The organism is Pseudomonas sp. TNT2022 ID642 (genome assembly GCF_028656995.1).
GTDB lineage: Bacteria > Pseudomonadota > Gammaproteobacteria > Pseudomonadales > Pseudomonadaceae > Aquipseudomonas.
Genome location: NZ_JAMDGW010000007.1, coordinates 636969 through 652394, shown reverse-complemented (window position 1 = coordinate 652394; position 15426 = coordinate 636969). Strand labels below are relative to the sequence as shown.

16 protein-coding genes are annotated in these 15426 nt (G+C 59.0%); 10 read left to right on the top strand and 6 right to left on the bottom strand.

Going from position 1 to position 15426, the window contains the following annotated elements:
- Positions 1-88: 88 nt before the first annotated feature.
- The 3 genes from M5G26_RS08800 (at position 89) to M5G26_RS08790 (ending at position 2420) form a co-directional block, all read left to right on the top strand.
- Positions 89-1036 carry an ABC transporter substrate-binding protein gene (locus tag M5G26_RS08800; RefSeq protein WP_273915046.1) on the top strand — a complete coding sequence of 316 codons (948 nt, stop codon included), beginning with the start codon at positions 89-91 and terminating at the stop codon, positions 1034-1036.
- A gap of 131 nt (positions 1037-1167) precedes the next feature.
- Positions 1168-2067 (top strand): polysaccharide deacetylase family protein, encoded by a 900-nt coding sequence (locus tag M5G26_RS08795; protein WP_273915045.1) that lies wholly within the window; start codon positions 1168-1170, stop codon positions 2065-2067.
- Positions 2068-2177: 110 nt separating this feature from the next.
- Positions 2178-2420 carry a DUF1652 domain-containing protein gene (locus M5G26_RS08790; protein ID WP_134173806.1) on the top strand — a complete coding sequence of 81 codons (243 nt, stop codon included), beginning with the start codon at positions 2178-2180 and terminating at the stop codon, positions 2418-2420.
- A gap of 4 nt (positions 2421-2424) precedes the next feature.
- Here the strand turns inward: M5G26_RS08790 and M5G26_RS08785 are convergent, their stop codons facing one another.
- Positions 2425-2787 (bottom strand): NUDIX hydrolase, encoded by a 363-nt coding sequence (locus tag M5G26_RS08785; RefSeq protein ID WP_134173804.1) that lies wholly within the window; start codon positions 2785-2787, stop codon positions 2425-2427.
- Positions 2788-3011: 224 nt separating this feature from the next.
- On the opposite strand from M5G26_RS08785, the gene M5G26_RS08780 reads away from it, so the two are divergent.
- Positions 3012-3209, top strand: a complete 198-nt coding sequence (locus M5G26_RS08780) for a DUF2188 domain-containing protein (RefSeq protein WP_095120340.1) — start codon at positions 3012-3014, stop codon at positions 3207-3209.
- Between the two features lie 64 nt (positions 3210-3273).
- On the opposite strand, the gene M5G26_RS08775 is transcribed toward M5G26_RS08780, so the two are convergent.
- On the bottom strand, positions 3274-3513 hold the full coding sequence (locus M5G26_RS08775; RefSeq protein ID WP_134173802.1) for a hypothetical protein: 240 nt from the start codon (positions 3511-3513) through the stop codon (positions 3274-3276).
- Between the two features lie 184 nt (positions 3514-3697).
- Here M5G26_RS08775 and M5G26_RS08770 point away from each other — a divergent pair, with 184 nt between their 5' ends.
- Together M5G26_RS08770 and M5G26_RS08765 are read left to right on the top strand one after the other, a co-directional pair.
- Positions 3698-4033 carry a hypothetical protein gene (locus tag M5G26_RS08770; protein ID WP_273915044.1) on the top strand — a complete coding sequence of 112 codons (336 nt, stop codon included), beginning with the start codon at positions 3698-3700 and terminating at the stop codon, positions 4031-4033.
- A gap of 200 nt (positions 4034-4233) precedes the next feature.
- Complete coding sequence (locus M5G26_RS08765) at positions 4234-4839, top strand: DUF6338 family protein (protein WP_273915043.1); 606 nt, start codon at positions 4234-4236, stop codon at positions 4837-4839.
- A gap of 139 nt (positions 4840-4978) precedes the next feature.
- Here the strand turns inward: M5G26_RS08765 and M5G26_RS08760 are convergent, their stop codons facing one another.
- Complete coding sequence (locus M5G26_RS08760; RefSeq protein ID WP_273915042.1) at positions 4979-5878, bottom strand: LysR substrate-binding domain-containing protein; 900 nt, start codon at positions 5876-5878, stop codon at positions 4979-4981.
- Positions 5879-5996: 118 nt separating this feature from the next.
- Between M5G26_RS08760 and M5G26_RS08755 the strand changes: the two genes are divergently transcribed.
- On the top strand, positions 5997-7364 hold the full coding sequence (locus M5G26_RS08755) for an MFS transporter (RefSeq protein ID WP_273915041.1): 1368 nt from the start codon (positions 5997-5999) through the stop codon (positions 7362-7364).
- A gap of 30 nt (positions 7365-7394) precedes the next feature.
- Entirely contained in the window at positions 7395-8669 is a 1275-nt protein-coding gene (locus M5G26_RS08750) for a glucarate dehydratase family protein (RefSeq protein ID WP_273915040.1), read from the top strand.
- Between the two features lie 97 nt (positions 8670-8766).
- On the opposite strand, the gene M5G26_RS08745 is transcribed toward M5G26_RS08750, so the two are convergent.
- Positions 8767-9651 (bottom strand): LysR substrate-binding domain-containing protein, encoded by an 885-nt coding sequence (locus M5G26_RS08745; protein ID WP_273915039.1) that lies wholly within the window; start codon positions 9649-9651, stop codon positions 8767-8769.
- A 157-nt stretch (positions 9652-9808) separates the two neighbouring features.
- Here M5G26_RS08745 and ydiJ point away from each other — a divergent pair, with 157 nt between their 5' ends.
- Positions 9809-12835, top strand: a complete 3027-nt coding sequence (ydiJ, locus tag M5G26_RS08740; RefSeq protein WP_273915038.1) for a D-2-hydroxyglutarate dehydrogenase YdiJ — start codon at positions 9809-9811, stop codon at positions 12833-12835.
- Here ydiJ and M5G26_RS08735 read toward each other — a convergent pair.
- Both M5G26_RS08735 and M5G26_RS08730 read right to left on the bottom strand, forming a co-directional pair.
- The gene (locus M5G26_RS08735) at positions 12768-13454 is read right to left on the bottom strand and encodes a paraquat-inducible protein A (RefSeq protein ID WP_273915037.1); all 687 of its coding nucleotides are present in this window, start codon (positions 13452-13454) and stop codon (positions 12768-12770) included. The genes ydiJ and M5G26_RS08735 overlap by 68 nt on opposite strands.
- A complete protein-coding gene (locus tag M5G26_RS08730; protein ID WP_273915036.1) occupies positions 13451-14047 on the bottom strand; it encodes a paraquat-inducible protein A in 597 nt (198 codons plus the stop codon). Before M5G26_RS08730 ends, M5G26_RS08735 begins: the two co-directional genes overlap by 4 nt.
- Positions 14048-14255: 208 nt before the next feature.
- Here M5G26_RS08730 and M5G26_RS08725 point away from each other — a divergent pair, with 208 nt between their 5' ends.
- Positions 14256-15425, top strand: coding sequence for a DUF1624 domain-containing protein (locus M5G26_RS08725; RefSeq protein ID WP_273915035.1), 1170 nt, complete (start codon positions 14256-14258; stop codon positions 15423-15425).
- Position 15426 lies beyond the last annotated feature (1 nt).

Sequence of the window (15426 nt, the reverse complement as noted above, 5' to 3'; positions counted from 1 at the left end):
AACTGTGATGAGCTTATGCATTTATCGAATTTCAAAACCGTGAATCAACAGCGTTATGGTCTATGCAATTACCTTTGCAGGACTGGCCATGAAGCTTTCTCGTTTCCTCCGCCGTGCGTTGATCACTGCATTATTCACCTCGCCGCTTTCCTACGCAGCCGAGCCATTGGTCCTGCATGTCGGCGATCAGAACTACTACAACATCCGTGCCTCGGTGGAGGCCTCCGGTGTGTTGAAAGACGCGCCTTACACCGTCGACTGGAAACACTTCCAGGCGGCCGCTCCATTGGCTGAGGCCTTGCAAACCGGTTCGCTCGACCTGGGCTTTTTGGGCGATTCCGGTTTTCTGTTTCTGGCTGCCAAGCAGGCGCCGGTGAAGCTGATTGGCGTATCGCGGCAGAATCCGGACACCATCGCTTTGTTGGTGCCCAAGGACTCTCCGGTAAAAACCATCGCCGATCTAAAGGGCAAGAAGGTCGCTTATTGGCCCGGCGCCTGGAGTCAGCAGTTGACCTTGCGCGCCCTGGAGCAGGGCGGTCTGCCGGAAAACTACGTCGAGTTCGTCAAGTTGATGCCGATCGATGCCGCCGCAGCGCTTCCGCAGGGCAGCATCGATGCCTTCCCGGTGTGGGAACCGTACATTTCCCAGCAGATCGTATTCTCCGGCGCACGGCCGATCCTGACCGCAAAAAACCTGATGCCGGGCCTCAGTGCAATCGCGGCGTCGACACCGTCCATCGACAGCAAGCGCGCAGCCATCGCGGATTTTCTAGGTCGTTTGAAACTGGCGCGGGCGTGGGTCGACAGTCACACGGATGAGTACGCCGATCTGTGGGCGAAGAAAGCCAATCTCGATCAGCAGGTGTCGCGCCATTGGTTACGTCAGGCGCACATGACGGTCGGTCCTGTGGACAGGCAAGCGGCGACGGATCTGCAAAGCACTGCCGACTTCCTGTTCAAAGTCAAAGCGCTGCCAGCTCCGTTGGCCACCGCTGGAATTATCGACACGTCTTTTCAACAGGCATTGGCTCACTGAGCGAGCGCCGGAACCAAACCCTGTGTACCTTATCCAACCTCCGCTCGCGTATCGGAGCGCAGGGATGGATAGGGGCGAGGGAGTTTTGCCAATCGACCACATGACGGCAGTCGCCGTGCTCAAGGCAAAACATGACATCCGGATTCAAACTTCTTTGTGCCGCGCTGATTGCTCTCGGGCTGGCCGGTTGTATCGCCGCCCCGATAGAAATGACTGCGCAAACCGAAACGCGTCTGAAGACTCAGGCACCCGTGCGGTTTCTGTTGACGTTCGACGACGGCCCCAGCGCTTCGAGTTTGTGGAATCCGTCGGCCACGGTGCTCGACAGCCTCAAGAACAATCCGCTGATGCCGAATATCAAGGCGGTGTTCTTCGTGCAGACGCGCGCGCCACGAGCGGGCAACAGTGACATCGGTCGCGCCATCATGCGGCGTGAGCATGACGAGGGGCACATCCTGGCGTTTCACACGGCAACCCACTGGCACACCAATCATCGCTTGCTCGACCCGCCAGAACTCGAAGAATCACTGACCAACGGCACGGCTGATATCGCTGCCATTACCGGGGCGCCGCCGACGCTGCTGCGCCCGCCATTCTGGAATTACGACAAGCGCACCTTCGCCGCCTATCAGCAGCATGGCTTGCATGTGTTGCTCACCGATTTAAGCGCCAATGACGGCAAGATCTGGGGCTTCAATGCCAGCCCGCGACGTCGGGCCAACCTGCTGCGCCAGTTATCGGAAGTCCGTGAACGTATTGCCCTCGGCGAATTGCCGACCGTTGATGGAGTCATCCCGGTGGTGGTGACGTTTCACGATCTCAACCGATATACCGCGCGGCACACTCGCGAATACCTGCAGATTTTGCTGGACAGTGCCGCTGCCACCGGCGTGAAGATGGCGGACAAGCCTTTCTATGATGATCGCGCTGAGCTTGAGAAAGCCGCGCTGGCTCGAACCGTGGAGAAAAGCTCAGAGGCGGTGAATTTGCCGGGGATGTGGAACTGGATCTGGGATCATGACGCGCACTGAGGGCGAGTCGGAAGTTGTGACCTGGTTGGCATTTTTGTATCGAGCGAGCCACAAATTGCTCATCTATGCTCAACCAGTCGACCGACCCATCGCCTGCGAGGCGTTCAATCATGCTTGCCATTGACGATATCTGCCGGATTGTCGAATCCGGCTTTCCTGCGTTCAAGTGTGACTGCACTCCAGACGCGGAGGGGCTGCTGCAAATAAAGGTTTATGAGCCAGTCAGCGGGCGTGTCAAATTGCTGCTCAATGGCGTTTCCCCGAAAGACCTCGTCACGATCCGTGATATTTCCAACTTTATTGGTGAGTTACGCACAGAAATGAGCGCGGGCCGCCGAGCCTTCGCTGGCTAACACCTCATAAACGCCGTTGAAACGCTTGGACGATGCGCAACGTCGCTTCGCTGGTATTCAGATTGCACACCGCGTCCAGCGGATGCCAGATGCAATCGATGATCTCGTTCTGTGGACGCACTTGCTCGAAGTCCAGCACGGACGCCTCGTAGACATGATGCCGCGTGCTGCCGCTCTGCAATTCCATTAAATACAACACACCGTCGGCGTCCAGGCCGGTTTCTTCTTGTAGTTCGCGTACGGCAGCCTCCGCTCGGGTTTCCCCGGGCTCGACCTTGCCGCCGGGCAATGTCCAGCGGCAGCGAGGTTTGCGTACCAGGAGAATGTGGCGATCCTGTTCGCATATAACGGTTGCACGTACTTTCATCTGTTACCTGTTTACTGCCTGTCACAAAAAAGAAATAAAACTGCAATATTTGAGCCGAAGCTTGCGGCAAAGGTTTCATTGGAGTTTTGAGCGATCGCTGCGGCGAAAAGTGCCAAATCCTTGACTGGCGCGGCTGGCGACATCCGGTCGGCATTTCGAGCGGCTCAAGGTGTAAGGTAAAAGCGTGAAGCTGGATCTGACCGTTAGCGAAAATGGAGGTGTCCATGAGCATGCCGATGTTGAACAAGATGCACATGAACGGCTATGACGTGCTTAGCGTGAACAATGGCCCATGGCGGGTTTGCACTCAGGGCGATCGGTTGGCGTCGTTTGGTAGCCGGGAAGAGGCGCTGGCCTATGCCGCAGCGCTGCCTGGCTACAAAAAACGCACGACGCGCGCGCAAAGTCACAAAACCCACTGACAGGCTGGCTGTAATGAAAGAGCCCCGGCAATTGTCGGGGCTTCTGTTTTGGGGGAGGGTGGTCTCAGTGGACCTTGGTCCGGCTGATGGCGCGGGCTTTCACTTCCCGGGCATAGAGTTGCAGCCGTTCTTCATCGCTTTGCAGCACCTCACAGGATCTCAGCACGCTTTGCGCATCTGCCTCATTGCCGGATTTGCGCAGTTGTTCTGCGATACGTTTGAGGTCGACCGCCGACCATCTCAAGTCCGATGCAACGCTTTGCAGGTCGCGTTGAAGTTCGTGTTCGTATTGATTGAGCCGCATGATCACCTCCAGAACATTCTCGGTAGAAAAGAGTAGTCGCATTTTTCGTCGAGGGGCAAAGCCTGTTCATCAGCACGCTGAACGGTTGTGAAAAGTTGTGCAGATTGCGCCAAGGGCGCGTTGCCACGATGGATGTAGAGTCGCTTACACGCTACATTCACTTTTTTCAGATCAGGAAAACACCATGCGGATATGGATCGGGAGTCTGGCGTTGGCCTTGTTGGCGGGTTGCTCGTTGCCGGCCTCGTTGGTGCCGGGTGAGCCGAATATCAGCAAGACCAGCGCCAAGTCGCCCAAGGACTATGCGGCGTGTTTATTACCGTTGTGGCAGAAGGATGTGGCAAAGACTTCGCAGACCTCGATTTCCAACGGCTATCGCATTACTGCGCCGAGCATTATCACGGCGGACGAGATCCTCGATATCGTCAAGTACAAGGATGGCAGCCGGGTTTCGCTGTATCAGGGGCCACCGTGGGCCAAGTCCGGGTCGTTGCGCCAATCGGTGCGTGATTGCCTGTAACGACGCCTGCAGAGACAAAAAAAGCAGAAGCCGTATCGTCGGTTTCTGTTTTTTTTTGCCTGCATGGAGACTGATAAGGTGCTATCTGATTCGCGAAATGAACGGTGACAGTTGCGCACGAAGGGTTTCCTCCGTGTGCACTAGGCTTTTGCGGGGCGGTCGATAGTCAGGTCGGCCGGTCTTTCAAGGAGCCTCGGATCATGGATGATCTGGTCAAAGAAGTTATCCCGTTGTTGCAGTACTTGATTCCCGGTTTTTTGTCGGCGTGGATTTTTTACTCGCTGACGGCGTTCAAGCGACCGGATACGTTCGGGCAGATTGTGCAGGCGCTGATTTTTACGTTTGTGATTCAGGGCGCGGTATTGGGGATTGGGGCAATTTGTCTTTGGGTGGGTTCGAAAGGCTTTTCTGTAGGGAAATGGGATGCTCGGGCAGAGGCATTGTGGGCATTTATTGTTTCAGTATGTCTCGCCGGGCTTTTCTGTTATCTGACTTCAAACGGGGTGTTGCATGTGTGGCTACGCAAGCGAAACCTGACACGTAAAAGCTCCCATCCCAGTGAGTGGTACAGCGCTTTTGAGCGACAGGATCGCCTTGTCACTTTGCAACTGAATGACGAGAGGCGATTGTTTGGCTGGCCCTTGGAGTGGCCTTCTGGCCCCTCGGAAGGGCAATTTATCTTGCTGAATCCACAATGGCTTGGCGATGGTGGCGAGGTGCTCACTTTTGGCGCCGAATTAATGGTGATAGATTCCTCAAAAGTTCAGTGGGTCGAATTCAATTCTGTCGAGGAGGTTGTTTCATGAGCGCAAAAGCACCCAATCCCATGCCGCCTCACGTGGCGCGTCTCTTCGTGGGGCCAGACGGCAAGCCGTTGGCAAAACCGCTGGTTAAAGGGCCGAGTGCGCCTCCACCGCCAAAGCGCTGATCAGTGTCGCGAGCCACTTAGCCCCAACCCTCAGCCACCGCCCGGCGAATCGCTTCCAGCAGCATCGCAAACGCCGGGTTGTCGTTGTTCTCCCGCCAGATCAGATGCAGTTCGCTCTGCACCCCTTCGCCCAAATCGATATCGCGAAACACTACATTTTTGAACACCACACTGGTGGCACAGCGCGGCACCAGCGCCAGGCCCATGCCCGCATTGACCAGTGCCAGTATCGTCAGCGACGACCCCAGCCACTGCACGTAATCCGGCGCGACCCGGGCCGAACGCAGCATGCCGGTCAGCAGTTCGTTGAACGGCGGATACGCGGCGTGGGAGTACATCAGGAACGGTTGTTTATCCAGGTCACTGACCGCCACTTCAGCCGCCGTTGCCAATGGGTGTTCACTCGGCACTGCCAGCACAAACGGCTCGCGCACCAGGCACTCGGTGGCGTACCCCGGTTCCAATAGCGGCGCGCGGGCGATGCCCAGATCAATGCGGCGCGCGCGCAGGGCTTCGTGTTGCTGGTACGTGTTCATTTCCGTCAGATCGATTTTCACCTGCGGTTGTTTAAGTCGCGCCTCGGCGATCACCTTGGGCAGAAACTCATACACCGCGCTGCCGACAAAACTGATGTTCACCGAACCAATGTCGCCTTCGGCAAACCGCCGGGCGGTGACGGCCGCTTGGTGCGCGCGCTCCAGCAGGTTCTGTGCTTCGATGAAAAAAGCACGGCCGGCGGCGGTCAGCGCGACGCTGCGGGTGCTGCGGGTGAACAGCTCGACGCCGAGGTGATGTTCGAGCAATTGAATCTGCCGACTCAGTGGCGGCTGCGTCATGTTCAGCCGTTCGGCGGCGCGGCGAAAGTTGAGTTCGGTGGCGACGGTGGTGAAGCAGCGCAGTTGAGTCAGTTCGAACATTGATCTAATCCGGGTATCAATCGAATGCCAAGTTAGATTAGACGGGATCAATGATCGCCGTCCATGATCGGCCCATCGCTTTACGCCATCCCTAAAAAAACAAGATCGGGAGTCGCCCTTGAAAACCCTCCAGAGTCCGCTGGACGTCACGGTTCTCGCCCGTGCCGCCGCCAAGGTCAAGCGCCACGTGCTGCCGCTGTTCGTGGTGATGTTCATCGTCAATTACATCGATCGGGTCAACATCGGTTTTGTGCGCAGTCACCTGGAGACCGATCTGGGCATTGGCGCTGCGGCTTATGGCCTCGGCGCCGGTCTGTTCTTTATTGGTTATGCGCTTTTCGAAGTGCCGTCCAATATGCTCCTGCAGCGTTACGGCGCGCGGGTCTGGCTGACGCGGATCATGTTCACCTGGGGCGCAGCGGCCATGGCCATGGCCTTTGTCCGAGGTGAAACCAGTTTCTATGTGCTGCGCTTTATTCTCGGTGCGGCCGAGGCGGGATTCTTTCCGGGGATCATTTATTACTTCACCCAATGGCTGCCGGCCTCCGAGCGCGGCAAGACCATGGCGGTGTTTCTCAGTGGTTCGGCCATTGCTTCGGTGATCTCCGGCCCGGTGTCCGGTGCGTTGCTGCATATCAGTGGTCTGGGCCTGCATGGCTGGCAGTGGATGTTCCTGATCGAAGGCGCGGCGTCGGTGGTGCTATGCGCATTCGTATGGTTCTGGCTGCAATCGCATCCGCGTCAGGCCAAGTGGTTGAGCGAGGAGGAACGCGAAGCGCTGGTGGCGGCGATTGCTGAAGAGCAGCGCGCTCGTGAGGCGTCGCAGGTGGCCAAACCGTCGATGTTCAAGCTGTTGGCGGATCGGCAGATTGCGCTGTTCTGCTTCATCTACTTCTCCATTGCCCTGACCATTTACGGCGCGACGTTCTGGTTGCCGAGCATGATCAAGAAGATGGGCAATCTCGGCGACTTCCAGGTAGGTCTGCTCAATTCGATCCCGTGGATCATTTCGATTGTTGCCATGTACGGTTTCGCGGCAATGGCCGGCAAGTGGAAATTCCAGCAAGCCTGGGTCGCGCTGACGCTGGTAATCGCGGCCATTGGCATGTTCATGTCGACCACCGGCGGGCCGATCTTCGCCTTTGTCGCCATCTGTTTCGCCGCCATCGGTTTCAAGGCTGCATCGGCACTGTTCTGGCCGATCCCGCAAAGCTATCTGGATGCGCGTATCGCCGCTGCAGTGATCGCGTTGATCAACTCCATCGGCAACCTCGGCGGTTTCGTTGCGCCGACGGCGTTCGGCATCCTCGAAGAAACCACCGGCTCCATCGAGGGCGGACTTTATGGCTTGGCGGCGACGTCACTGGTCGCTGCGGTGGTGATCTTTTTTGCCCGCACAGCGCCTGGCGCGAAAGGCAAAAACCTCGCAAAGCCGTCTGAGGTCAGCGCCGTTGTTGCGACGGCCAGCCCGGCCGCGAGCCACTGAATTGATTGTTGATCTGTCAGGAGCGTTATCTTGAAAATCACCCGCGTAACTGTGACCCCGATTGCCTTTCGCGATCCGCCGCTGCTCAACGCCAGCGGCATCCACGAACCCTTCGCCCTGCGCTCGATCATCGAGATCGAAAGCGACAACGGCTACATCGGCCTCGGCGAAAGCTATGGCGATGCCCCGGCGCTGGCGATTCAGCAGCAGTTGCAGGCGCAACTGATCGGTCTCGACCCGTTCAACCTCAACCAGTTGCGCGCGATCGTGCAGGCCACCGTCGCCGCGAATAAACCTGCCAGTCTCGCCGGTGCTGAACTGGCGCCCGGTTCCCACGCCAGTAAAGCGGTGAGCAATGCCTACTCGGCGTTCGAAGTGGCGTTCCTCGATTTGCAGGCGCATTACCTGAATGTGCCGCTGGTGGATCTGCTCGGCGGCGCGATTCGCGATGAAGTGCCGTTCAGCGCGTACCTGTTTTTCAAGTACGCCCAGCATGTCGATTCGCCCTACAAGCCTGACAACTGGGGCGAAGCACTCAGCGAACAACAGATTGTTGCGCAAGCTTCGCGGATGATCGAGGCGTACGGTTTCAAGAGCATCAAGCTCAAGGCCGGTACGTTGCCGCCGGAGCATGAAGTGGCGTGCATCAAGGCGCTGAAAAAGGCCTTCCCCGGTTATCCGTTGCGCATCGATCCGAATGGCAACTGGTCACTGGAAACCTCGATTCGCATGGCCGAATTGCTTGGCGATGACCTGCAATATTACGAAGATCCGACCCCGGGTCTCGACGGCATGGCTGAACTGCATAAACGCACAGGCCTGCCACTGGCGACCAATATGGTGGTCACCGATTTCGACGAATTCCGCCGCAGCATCGCGCAAAACAGCGTGCAGATCGTCCTTGCCGACCATCATTACTGGGGCGGCCTGCGCGACACGCAAACGCTGGCAAAGATGTGCGATGTGTTCGGCGTTGGCGTGTCGATGCATTCCAATTCGCACCTGGGCATCAGCCTGATGGCGATGGCACATGTCGCGGCGGCGGTGCCGAATCTGGATTACGCCTGCGACACCCATTACCCGTGGCAGGAGCCGGATGAAGAAGTGATCAAGGGCGGCAAGCTGCCGATTGTCGATGGCTGCGTGAAGATCACCCGAGCGCCGGGGCTTGGGCTGGAGCTGGACCATGATCAGTTGGGCAAGCTGCATGATCAGTACCTGACGTGCGGGATTCGTCAGCGTGATGATGTGCGGCAGATGCAGCGGTACAAGCCGGACTGGAAAGCGGTTAAACCGAGGTTTTGAGGTGCCTGAATTGGCGCCATCGCGAGCAGGCTCACTCCTACAGGGAAACGCATTCCAACTGTAGGAGTGAGCCTGCTCGCGATTGGCGTCCTCACGGTTACAACGTTTCTACCAGCCAATCCCGAAACGCTTTCAGCGACGGCAAATTCTCATTACGCGGTGGATACACCAAGTAGTAGCTGCGTCGACTGGTGATCGGCTCGCCCAGTTGCAGCAACTCGCCATTCGACAACTCATCTTCGACCAGAATTCGCGGCACCAGCCCCACGCCAATATTGGCCCGCACCGCTTGAATCAAGTGCGAGGTCATTTCAAAGCTTGGCCCGATGCGCATGCTGCGATGCGGCAAACCGTGATGGCTAAACCATTCCGCCCACGCCTGCGCGTTGCTGCTGACGTTAAGCAGCAGCTGCCCGGCGATGTGCTGTTCGGCGTCATTGCGCTCGGCGCTGGATAGCTGCGCACTGGCGATCACCACCAGCTCTTCAGTATGCAAGGGCAGGGCGGTCAGCCCCGGCCACTCCCCGCCGCCGACGCAGATCGCCGCATCGATTTCGCTGGTGTCGAAGTCGATCGCTTCGATACGCGAATGCAAATGCACGGTCATGCCCGGATGCGCGGTGTAGAAATCCTTTAGCCGTGGCAGCAACCATTTCGAACCGAAGGTCGGCAGCGTCGCCAAGCGCAAACTGTGAATGCCCGAACCAAACGCCATCGCCTGCAACGTCGCGCTGCGAATCTGCCCAAGCGCTTCGGCGAGTTCGCGCTGATACATGCGCCCGACATCGGTCAGTACCACTTGCCGGCCTTCGCGCGTGAACAGGCGCATGCCGAGCATCTTCTCGAGAATCTGCACCTGACGGCTGACCGCACTCTGCGTCAGCGACAGTTCATGGGCGGCGCGGGTGTAGCTTTCATGGCGCGCGGCGGCCTCAAAGGCCAGCAGTAACGACATGGAAGGGGTGAGCGTGCGCGGATTCATTCGTAAAAGTCATCAATAGCGGGTCGAATTTACGGTTGTCCCGGCGTTCGCCAGCAATGAACATGGGCACCATGAGATGGCGGAGCCTGACGTAATCATTCGTTGCGTACAACTGTTTACCGCCACGCGGCCCGATTTGACCGAGATAACCTGACCGATGATTGCCCAGCTGTCCCCCGCCAAAGCCCTGACCAGCGATTACCAACAGTTCCTCGAAGCCCTGAAAGCCAGCGGTTTTCGCGGTGAGATCAGCGCCGATTACGCCAGTCGTGTGGTATTGGCGACTGACAATTCGATCTATCAGCGCCTGCCGCAAGCGGCGGTGTTTCCGCTGGACGCCGAGGACGTGGCGCGGGTGGCGCGGTTGATCGCCGAGCCGGCGTATCAGCAAGTGGTGATCACCCCGCGCGGTGGCGGCACCGGCACCAACGGCCAGTCGCTGACCGATGGCATCGTCGTCGATCTGTCGCGGCACATGAACCGCATCCTCGAAATCAATGTTGAGGAACGCTGGGTGCGGGTGCAGGCCGGGGTGGTCAAGGATCAGCTCAACGCCGCGCTGAAATCCGCCGGGCTGTTTTTCGCCCCGGAACTGTCGACTTCCAATCGCGCCACCGTCGGCGGCATGATCAACACCGACGCCAGTGGTCAGGGCAGTTGCACCTACGGCAAGACCCGCGACCATGTGCTCGAACTCGATATGATCTTGCGCGGCGGTGAGCGCCTGCACGGCCAGCCACTGGAAGAGAGTGAACTTGAAGCGCTGTGCGCCCGCGAAGATCGCGTCGGTGAAGTCTATCGCTGCGCGCGGCAGATCATTGATGAGCAGGGTGACCTGATCAAAGAGCGTTTCCCCGATCTCAACCGCTGCCTGACCGGTTATGACCTCGCGCACCTGCGTGAGGCGGATAACCGTTTCAACCTCAACAGCGTGCTGTGCGGTGCTGAAGGCTCGTTGGGTTTTGTCGTTGAGGCGCGGTTGAATGTGTTGCCGATCCCCAAACACACGATGTTGGTGAACATCCGCTACGCCGGGTTCATGGACGCCTTGCGTGATGCGCGGGCCTTGATGGCGCTCAAGCCGCTGTCGATCGAAACCGTCGACTCGAAAGTCTTGCTGCTGGCGATGCAGGACATCGTCTGGCACGGCGTCGCCGAGTATTTCCCGGAAAGCGCCGAGCGCCCGACCTTGGGCATCAATCTGGTGGAGTTCTGCGGCGACGATCCGGAGGATTTGCAGCGCCGGGTCGAAGCATTCGTCGACCACTTGAGCAGCGACCGCACGGTTGAGCGTTTGGGTCACACGCTGGCGGTCGGTCATGCGGCGGTGAACAAGGTCTATGGCATGCGCAAACGTGCAGTGGGCTTGCTCGGCAACGTCGCCGGTGAAGCGCGGCCGCAGCCGTTTGTCGAAGACACCGCGGTGCCACCGCAGCACCTGGCCGAGTACATCGCCGAGTTGCGCGAGCTGCTCGACAGCCACGGTTTGCAGTACGGCATGTTCGGCCACGTCGACGCGGGCGTGCTGCACGTGCGGCCGATTCTCGACATGAAAGACCCGCAGCAAGCGGCGCTGGTGCGTCCGGTATCCGACGGCGTTGCGGCACTGACCCAGCGTTATGGCGGCCTGTTGTGGGGCGAGCACGGCAAAGGCCTGCGCTCGGAATACGCACCGGCCTTCTTCGGTGAACTCTACCCGGCGCTGCAAGCCTTGAAGGCCGCGTTCGACCCGTTCAACCAGTTCAACCCAGGCAAGATCGCCACCCCAGCGAACACCGGCGCGGCGCTGCTGAAAATCGACGAAGTGACTTTGCGCGGTGAACTGGATCGGCAGATCGACGAAAAAGTCTGGCAAAGCTACGGCGCGGCCATGCATTGCAACGGCAACGGCGCCTGCTACAACTTCGACCCCGATGACGCGATGTGCCCGTCGTGGAAAGCCACTCGCGAACGGTCGCAATCGCCCAAGGGGCGCGCCTCGTTGATCCGCGAGTGGCTGCGTTTGCAGGGCGAGGCGGGCGTTGATGTGTTGTCCGACGCCATTCGCAAACCAGCGTTTTTCAGCTCATTGTGGCAGCGCTGGCGTAACAGCCGTGCACAGTCCGAAGACTTCTCCCATGAAGTCTACGACGCCATGGCCGGTTGCCTGGCGTGCAAATCCTGTGCGGGGCAGTGCCCGGTAAAGGTCAATGTGCCGGAGTTTCGCTCGCGGTTTCTGGAGCTGTATCACAGCCGTTATCTGCGCCCGGCGCGGGATTATCTGATTGCTTCGCTGGAATACAGCATCCCGTACATGGCGCGAATTCCGGCGTTGTACAACGGTTTGATGGGCGCTACATGGGTTCGTGGTCTGCTGGAACGCGTCGGCGGCATGATCGACGTGCCGCTGCTCAGTCGCTTCGATTTCCACGCGGCGATGCGTCGCTGGCAGGTCCAGCCGGCAACGGTGTCGACCTTGGCGGCGCTGACCCCGGCGCAACGTGAGCGCAGTGTGGTCATCGTGCAGGATGCCTTCACGCGTTACTTCGAAGCGCCGCTGTTGGCCGATCTGGTCGAGTTGATTTCGCGCCTCGGCTATCAGGTGTATCTGGCACCGTTCAGCGCCAACGGCAAACCGCTTCACGTGCAGGGCTTCCTTTCGGCGTTCAATCGCGCGGCGTTGCGCAACGCTCGGCAACTGCGTGAATTGGCCGATGTGGGCGTGCCGTTGCTGGGCCTCGATCCGGCCATGACGCTGGTGTATCGCCAGGAATACCTGAAAGTGCCGGGAATGGAGCAATGCCCGGAAGTGGCGCTGGTGCAGGAGTGGTTGCTCAAGGTGATGCCGGAGCAGGCGGCGCAGGATAAAACCGCAGCGTTCCGACTGCTCGCCCATTGCACCGAGAAAACCAACGCGCCGGCCGCCACCCGCCAGTGGGAACAGGTGTTCGAACGCGCAGGATTGAAGCTGGCCACGCAAGCCACCGGTTGCTGCGGCATGTCCGGCACGTATGGCCACGAGGCGCGCAATCGTGAAACTTCAGCGGTGATCTACGAGCAGTCGTGGGCACGTCAGGTCGACGCGCCGGCGGAGCAGGGCGAAGCCTTGGCGACCGGTTATTCCTGCCGCAGTCAGGTCAAGCGCCAGTCGGATCAGGCACTGCGCCATCCGTTGCAGGTGCTGCTTGAGGTTCAGCGTCGCTGAGGGATTCGTCCGTGTCCTTGTCCCAGATCAGGCGCGGATCGAAACTCATCGCCGCGAGCATGGTGAACACCACGACCAGGCCGAAAAACAGGATGCCCGGTCGTGGCTCGATATCGCCCAGTGCCTGAAACTTCACCAATGCTGCGACCAGCGCCACCACCAGCACGTCGAGCATTGACCAATAGCCGATCAGCTCTACGAAGCGGTACAGCTTTGAACGCTCTTTGCGTGCCCAGGCGCTGTCGCGTTGCACGGTCATCAGCAACAACGTCAGGGCGACGAACTTGACGCCCGGCACGGCGATGCTGGCGATGAAAATGATCAGGGCGATGTCCCAGGCGCCGTGCTCCCAGAACTCCAGCACGCCGCTCATGATCGTGCTGTCGGCGCCGCTGCCGAGCATGGTGGTGTTCATCACCGGCAGCAGATTGGCCGGCACGTAAAACGCCAGTGCCGCCAGCATGTAAGCCCAGGTGCGCGCCAGTGAATTGGTCTTGCGCCGGTGCAGTGGCGCATCGCAACGCGGGCACTCGTGTGGCTCGTCGGTCATGTCGCAGGCCAGCCCGCAGCTGTGGCACAGGCACAGATTGAGTTCACTGGCAGTCGGTGGCCGTTTCATAGAATGTCCCAGAGGTCGCGGATATCGCGGCCGGCAATCCTGATCATCATCAGGCTCAGCACGGCCAGCGCGAACAGGCCAATGCCGGGCAACACGTCGAGTAGCCCCGCCAGTTTGAACACCGCCACCATCGCTCCCAACAGACACACTTCAAGCATGCTCCACGGTCGCAGGGTTTCCAGCCAGCGCATGCACAGCTTGAAGCCCGGTGCCCGTCGCGATGACAACGCGAAGCTCAGCACCCAGACCAGCAGCACCAGTTGAAACGCCGGGGCGATGATGATCGAAATCGCCGCCACCATTGCGATGAAGGTGATCGGCCCCTGACTCAGCGCCAGCACCGAATCCCACAGCGTCGCGCTGTTTTTCAGGCCTTTGAGGCTGATGCTCATCACCGGATAGAAGTTGGCGAACAGCCATAACATCGCCGCCGTGAAGGTCAGGGCCAGACGTTGTTCGACGGTCAAACCGTTGAAGCGCTGGAGGACGCCGCCGCAGCGCAAGCACGAGGTTTTCTGGTGTTTGGCCAGCACGGCTTTTTCGTAAACGCAGTCGCAGTGCTCGCAGATGATCAGGTGTTCGGTGTTGACCATGGACAACGCTCGACAGCAGGCCGCAAGGGCAGGGGACTTGATCACTATAGAAGCCTGAGGCTATTGGGCAAATTGTGCGGCTGAGGTTTTCTGAGAATCACTATCGATTGAGCTTGGGTTTTTACTGTTTATTGTTATAAGGTAACGCGAATTTTTAGCGGTGTTCCTGCTGGGCACCTGCTGTTATCCCTTCGATTGCGAAACGCTCATGACGATTGTGCTTCCTCGTTCTGCCCCGTTGACCACTGGCCGGCTGCTGTCCATTGATGCCCTCAGAGGCTTGGTGATTCTGTTCATGCTGCTCGACCACGTGCGTGAAACCTTTTTGCTGCATCGCCAGGTCAGCGACCCGATGGACATTGCCAGCACTGAACCGGCGCTGTTTTTCAGTCGCACCCTGGCGCATCTGTGCGCGCCGGTGTTTGTGCTGCTGACGGGATTGTCGGCGTGGTTGTTCGGCGAAAAGTACGCAGGCAAGGCCGATGTCAGTGCGTTTCTGTTCAAGCGCGGTCTGTTTCTGGTGATGCTGGAGTTCACGCTGGTGAACTTCGCGTGGACCTTCCAGCTGCCGCCGAGTGTGATTTATCTGCAAGTGATCTGGGCGATCGGTTTGAGCATGATCGCCTTGTCGCTGCTGGTCTGGCTGCCGCGCTGGCTGCTGCTGACGTTGAGCCTGACGATCATCGCCGGACACAACCTGCTCGACGCGGTGCATTTTCCAGTGGAGTCGGCGCTGCATGTGCCGTGGGCGATTTTGCATGATCGCGGCTGGATCGACGTCAGCGACACTCTGCGTCTGCGCACCTCCTATCCGTTGTTGCCGTGGATCGGTGTGATCGGTCTGGGTTATGCGCTGGGGCCGTGGTTTGCCCGCGGCGTTGAAGCGGGTTTGCGTCAGTGGCAACTGCTGATCGCTGGGAGCGCAGGACTGCTTGGCTTTGTCGGACTGCGGCTGATCAACGGCTATGGCGAAAAACCATGGGCCGTGGGCGACACGTCGGTGCAAACCCTGATGAGCTTTTTCAACATCACCAAGTACCCACCGTCGTTGCTGTTTATCGCGCTGACCGTGAGCGTCGGGCTGTTGCTGCTACTGGCCTTCGAGCGTGTGCAGGGCCGTCGCTGGATTCGCTGGCTGACGGTGTTCGGTTCGGCGCCGATGTTTTTCTATCTGCTGCATCTGTACGCGTTGAAGGTGTTGTACCTGATCGGCGTGGCGCTGTTCGGGTTGAATCAGGGCAGCTATTTCGGCTTCTCTTCAGTGGCGGCGATCTGGCTGGCGGCAGCGCTTCTGTCAATTGCGCTGTTCCCGGCCGTGCGCTGGTTCTCGGCATTGAAGGCGCGTCGCCGCGACATCGCCTGGCTGAAGTACTTGTAAG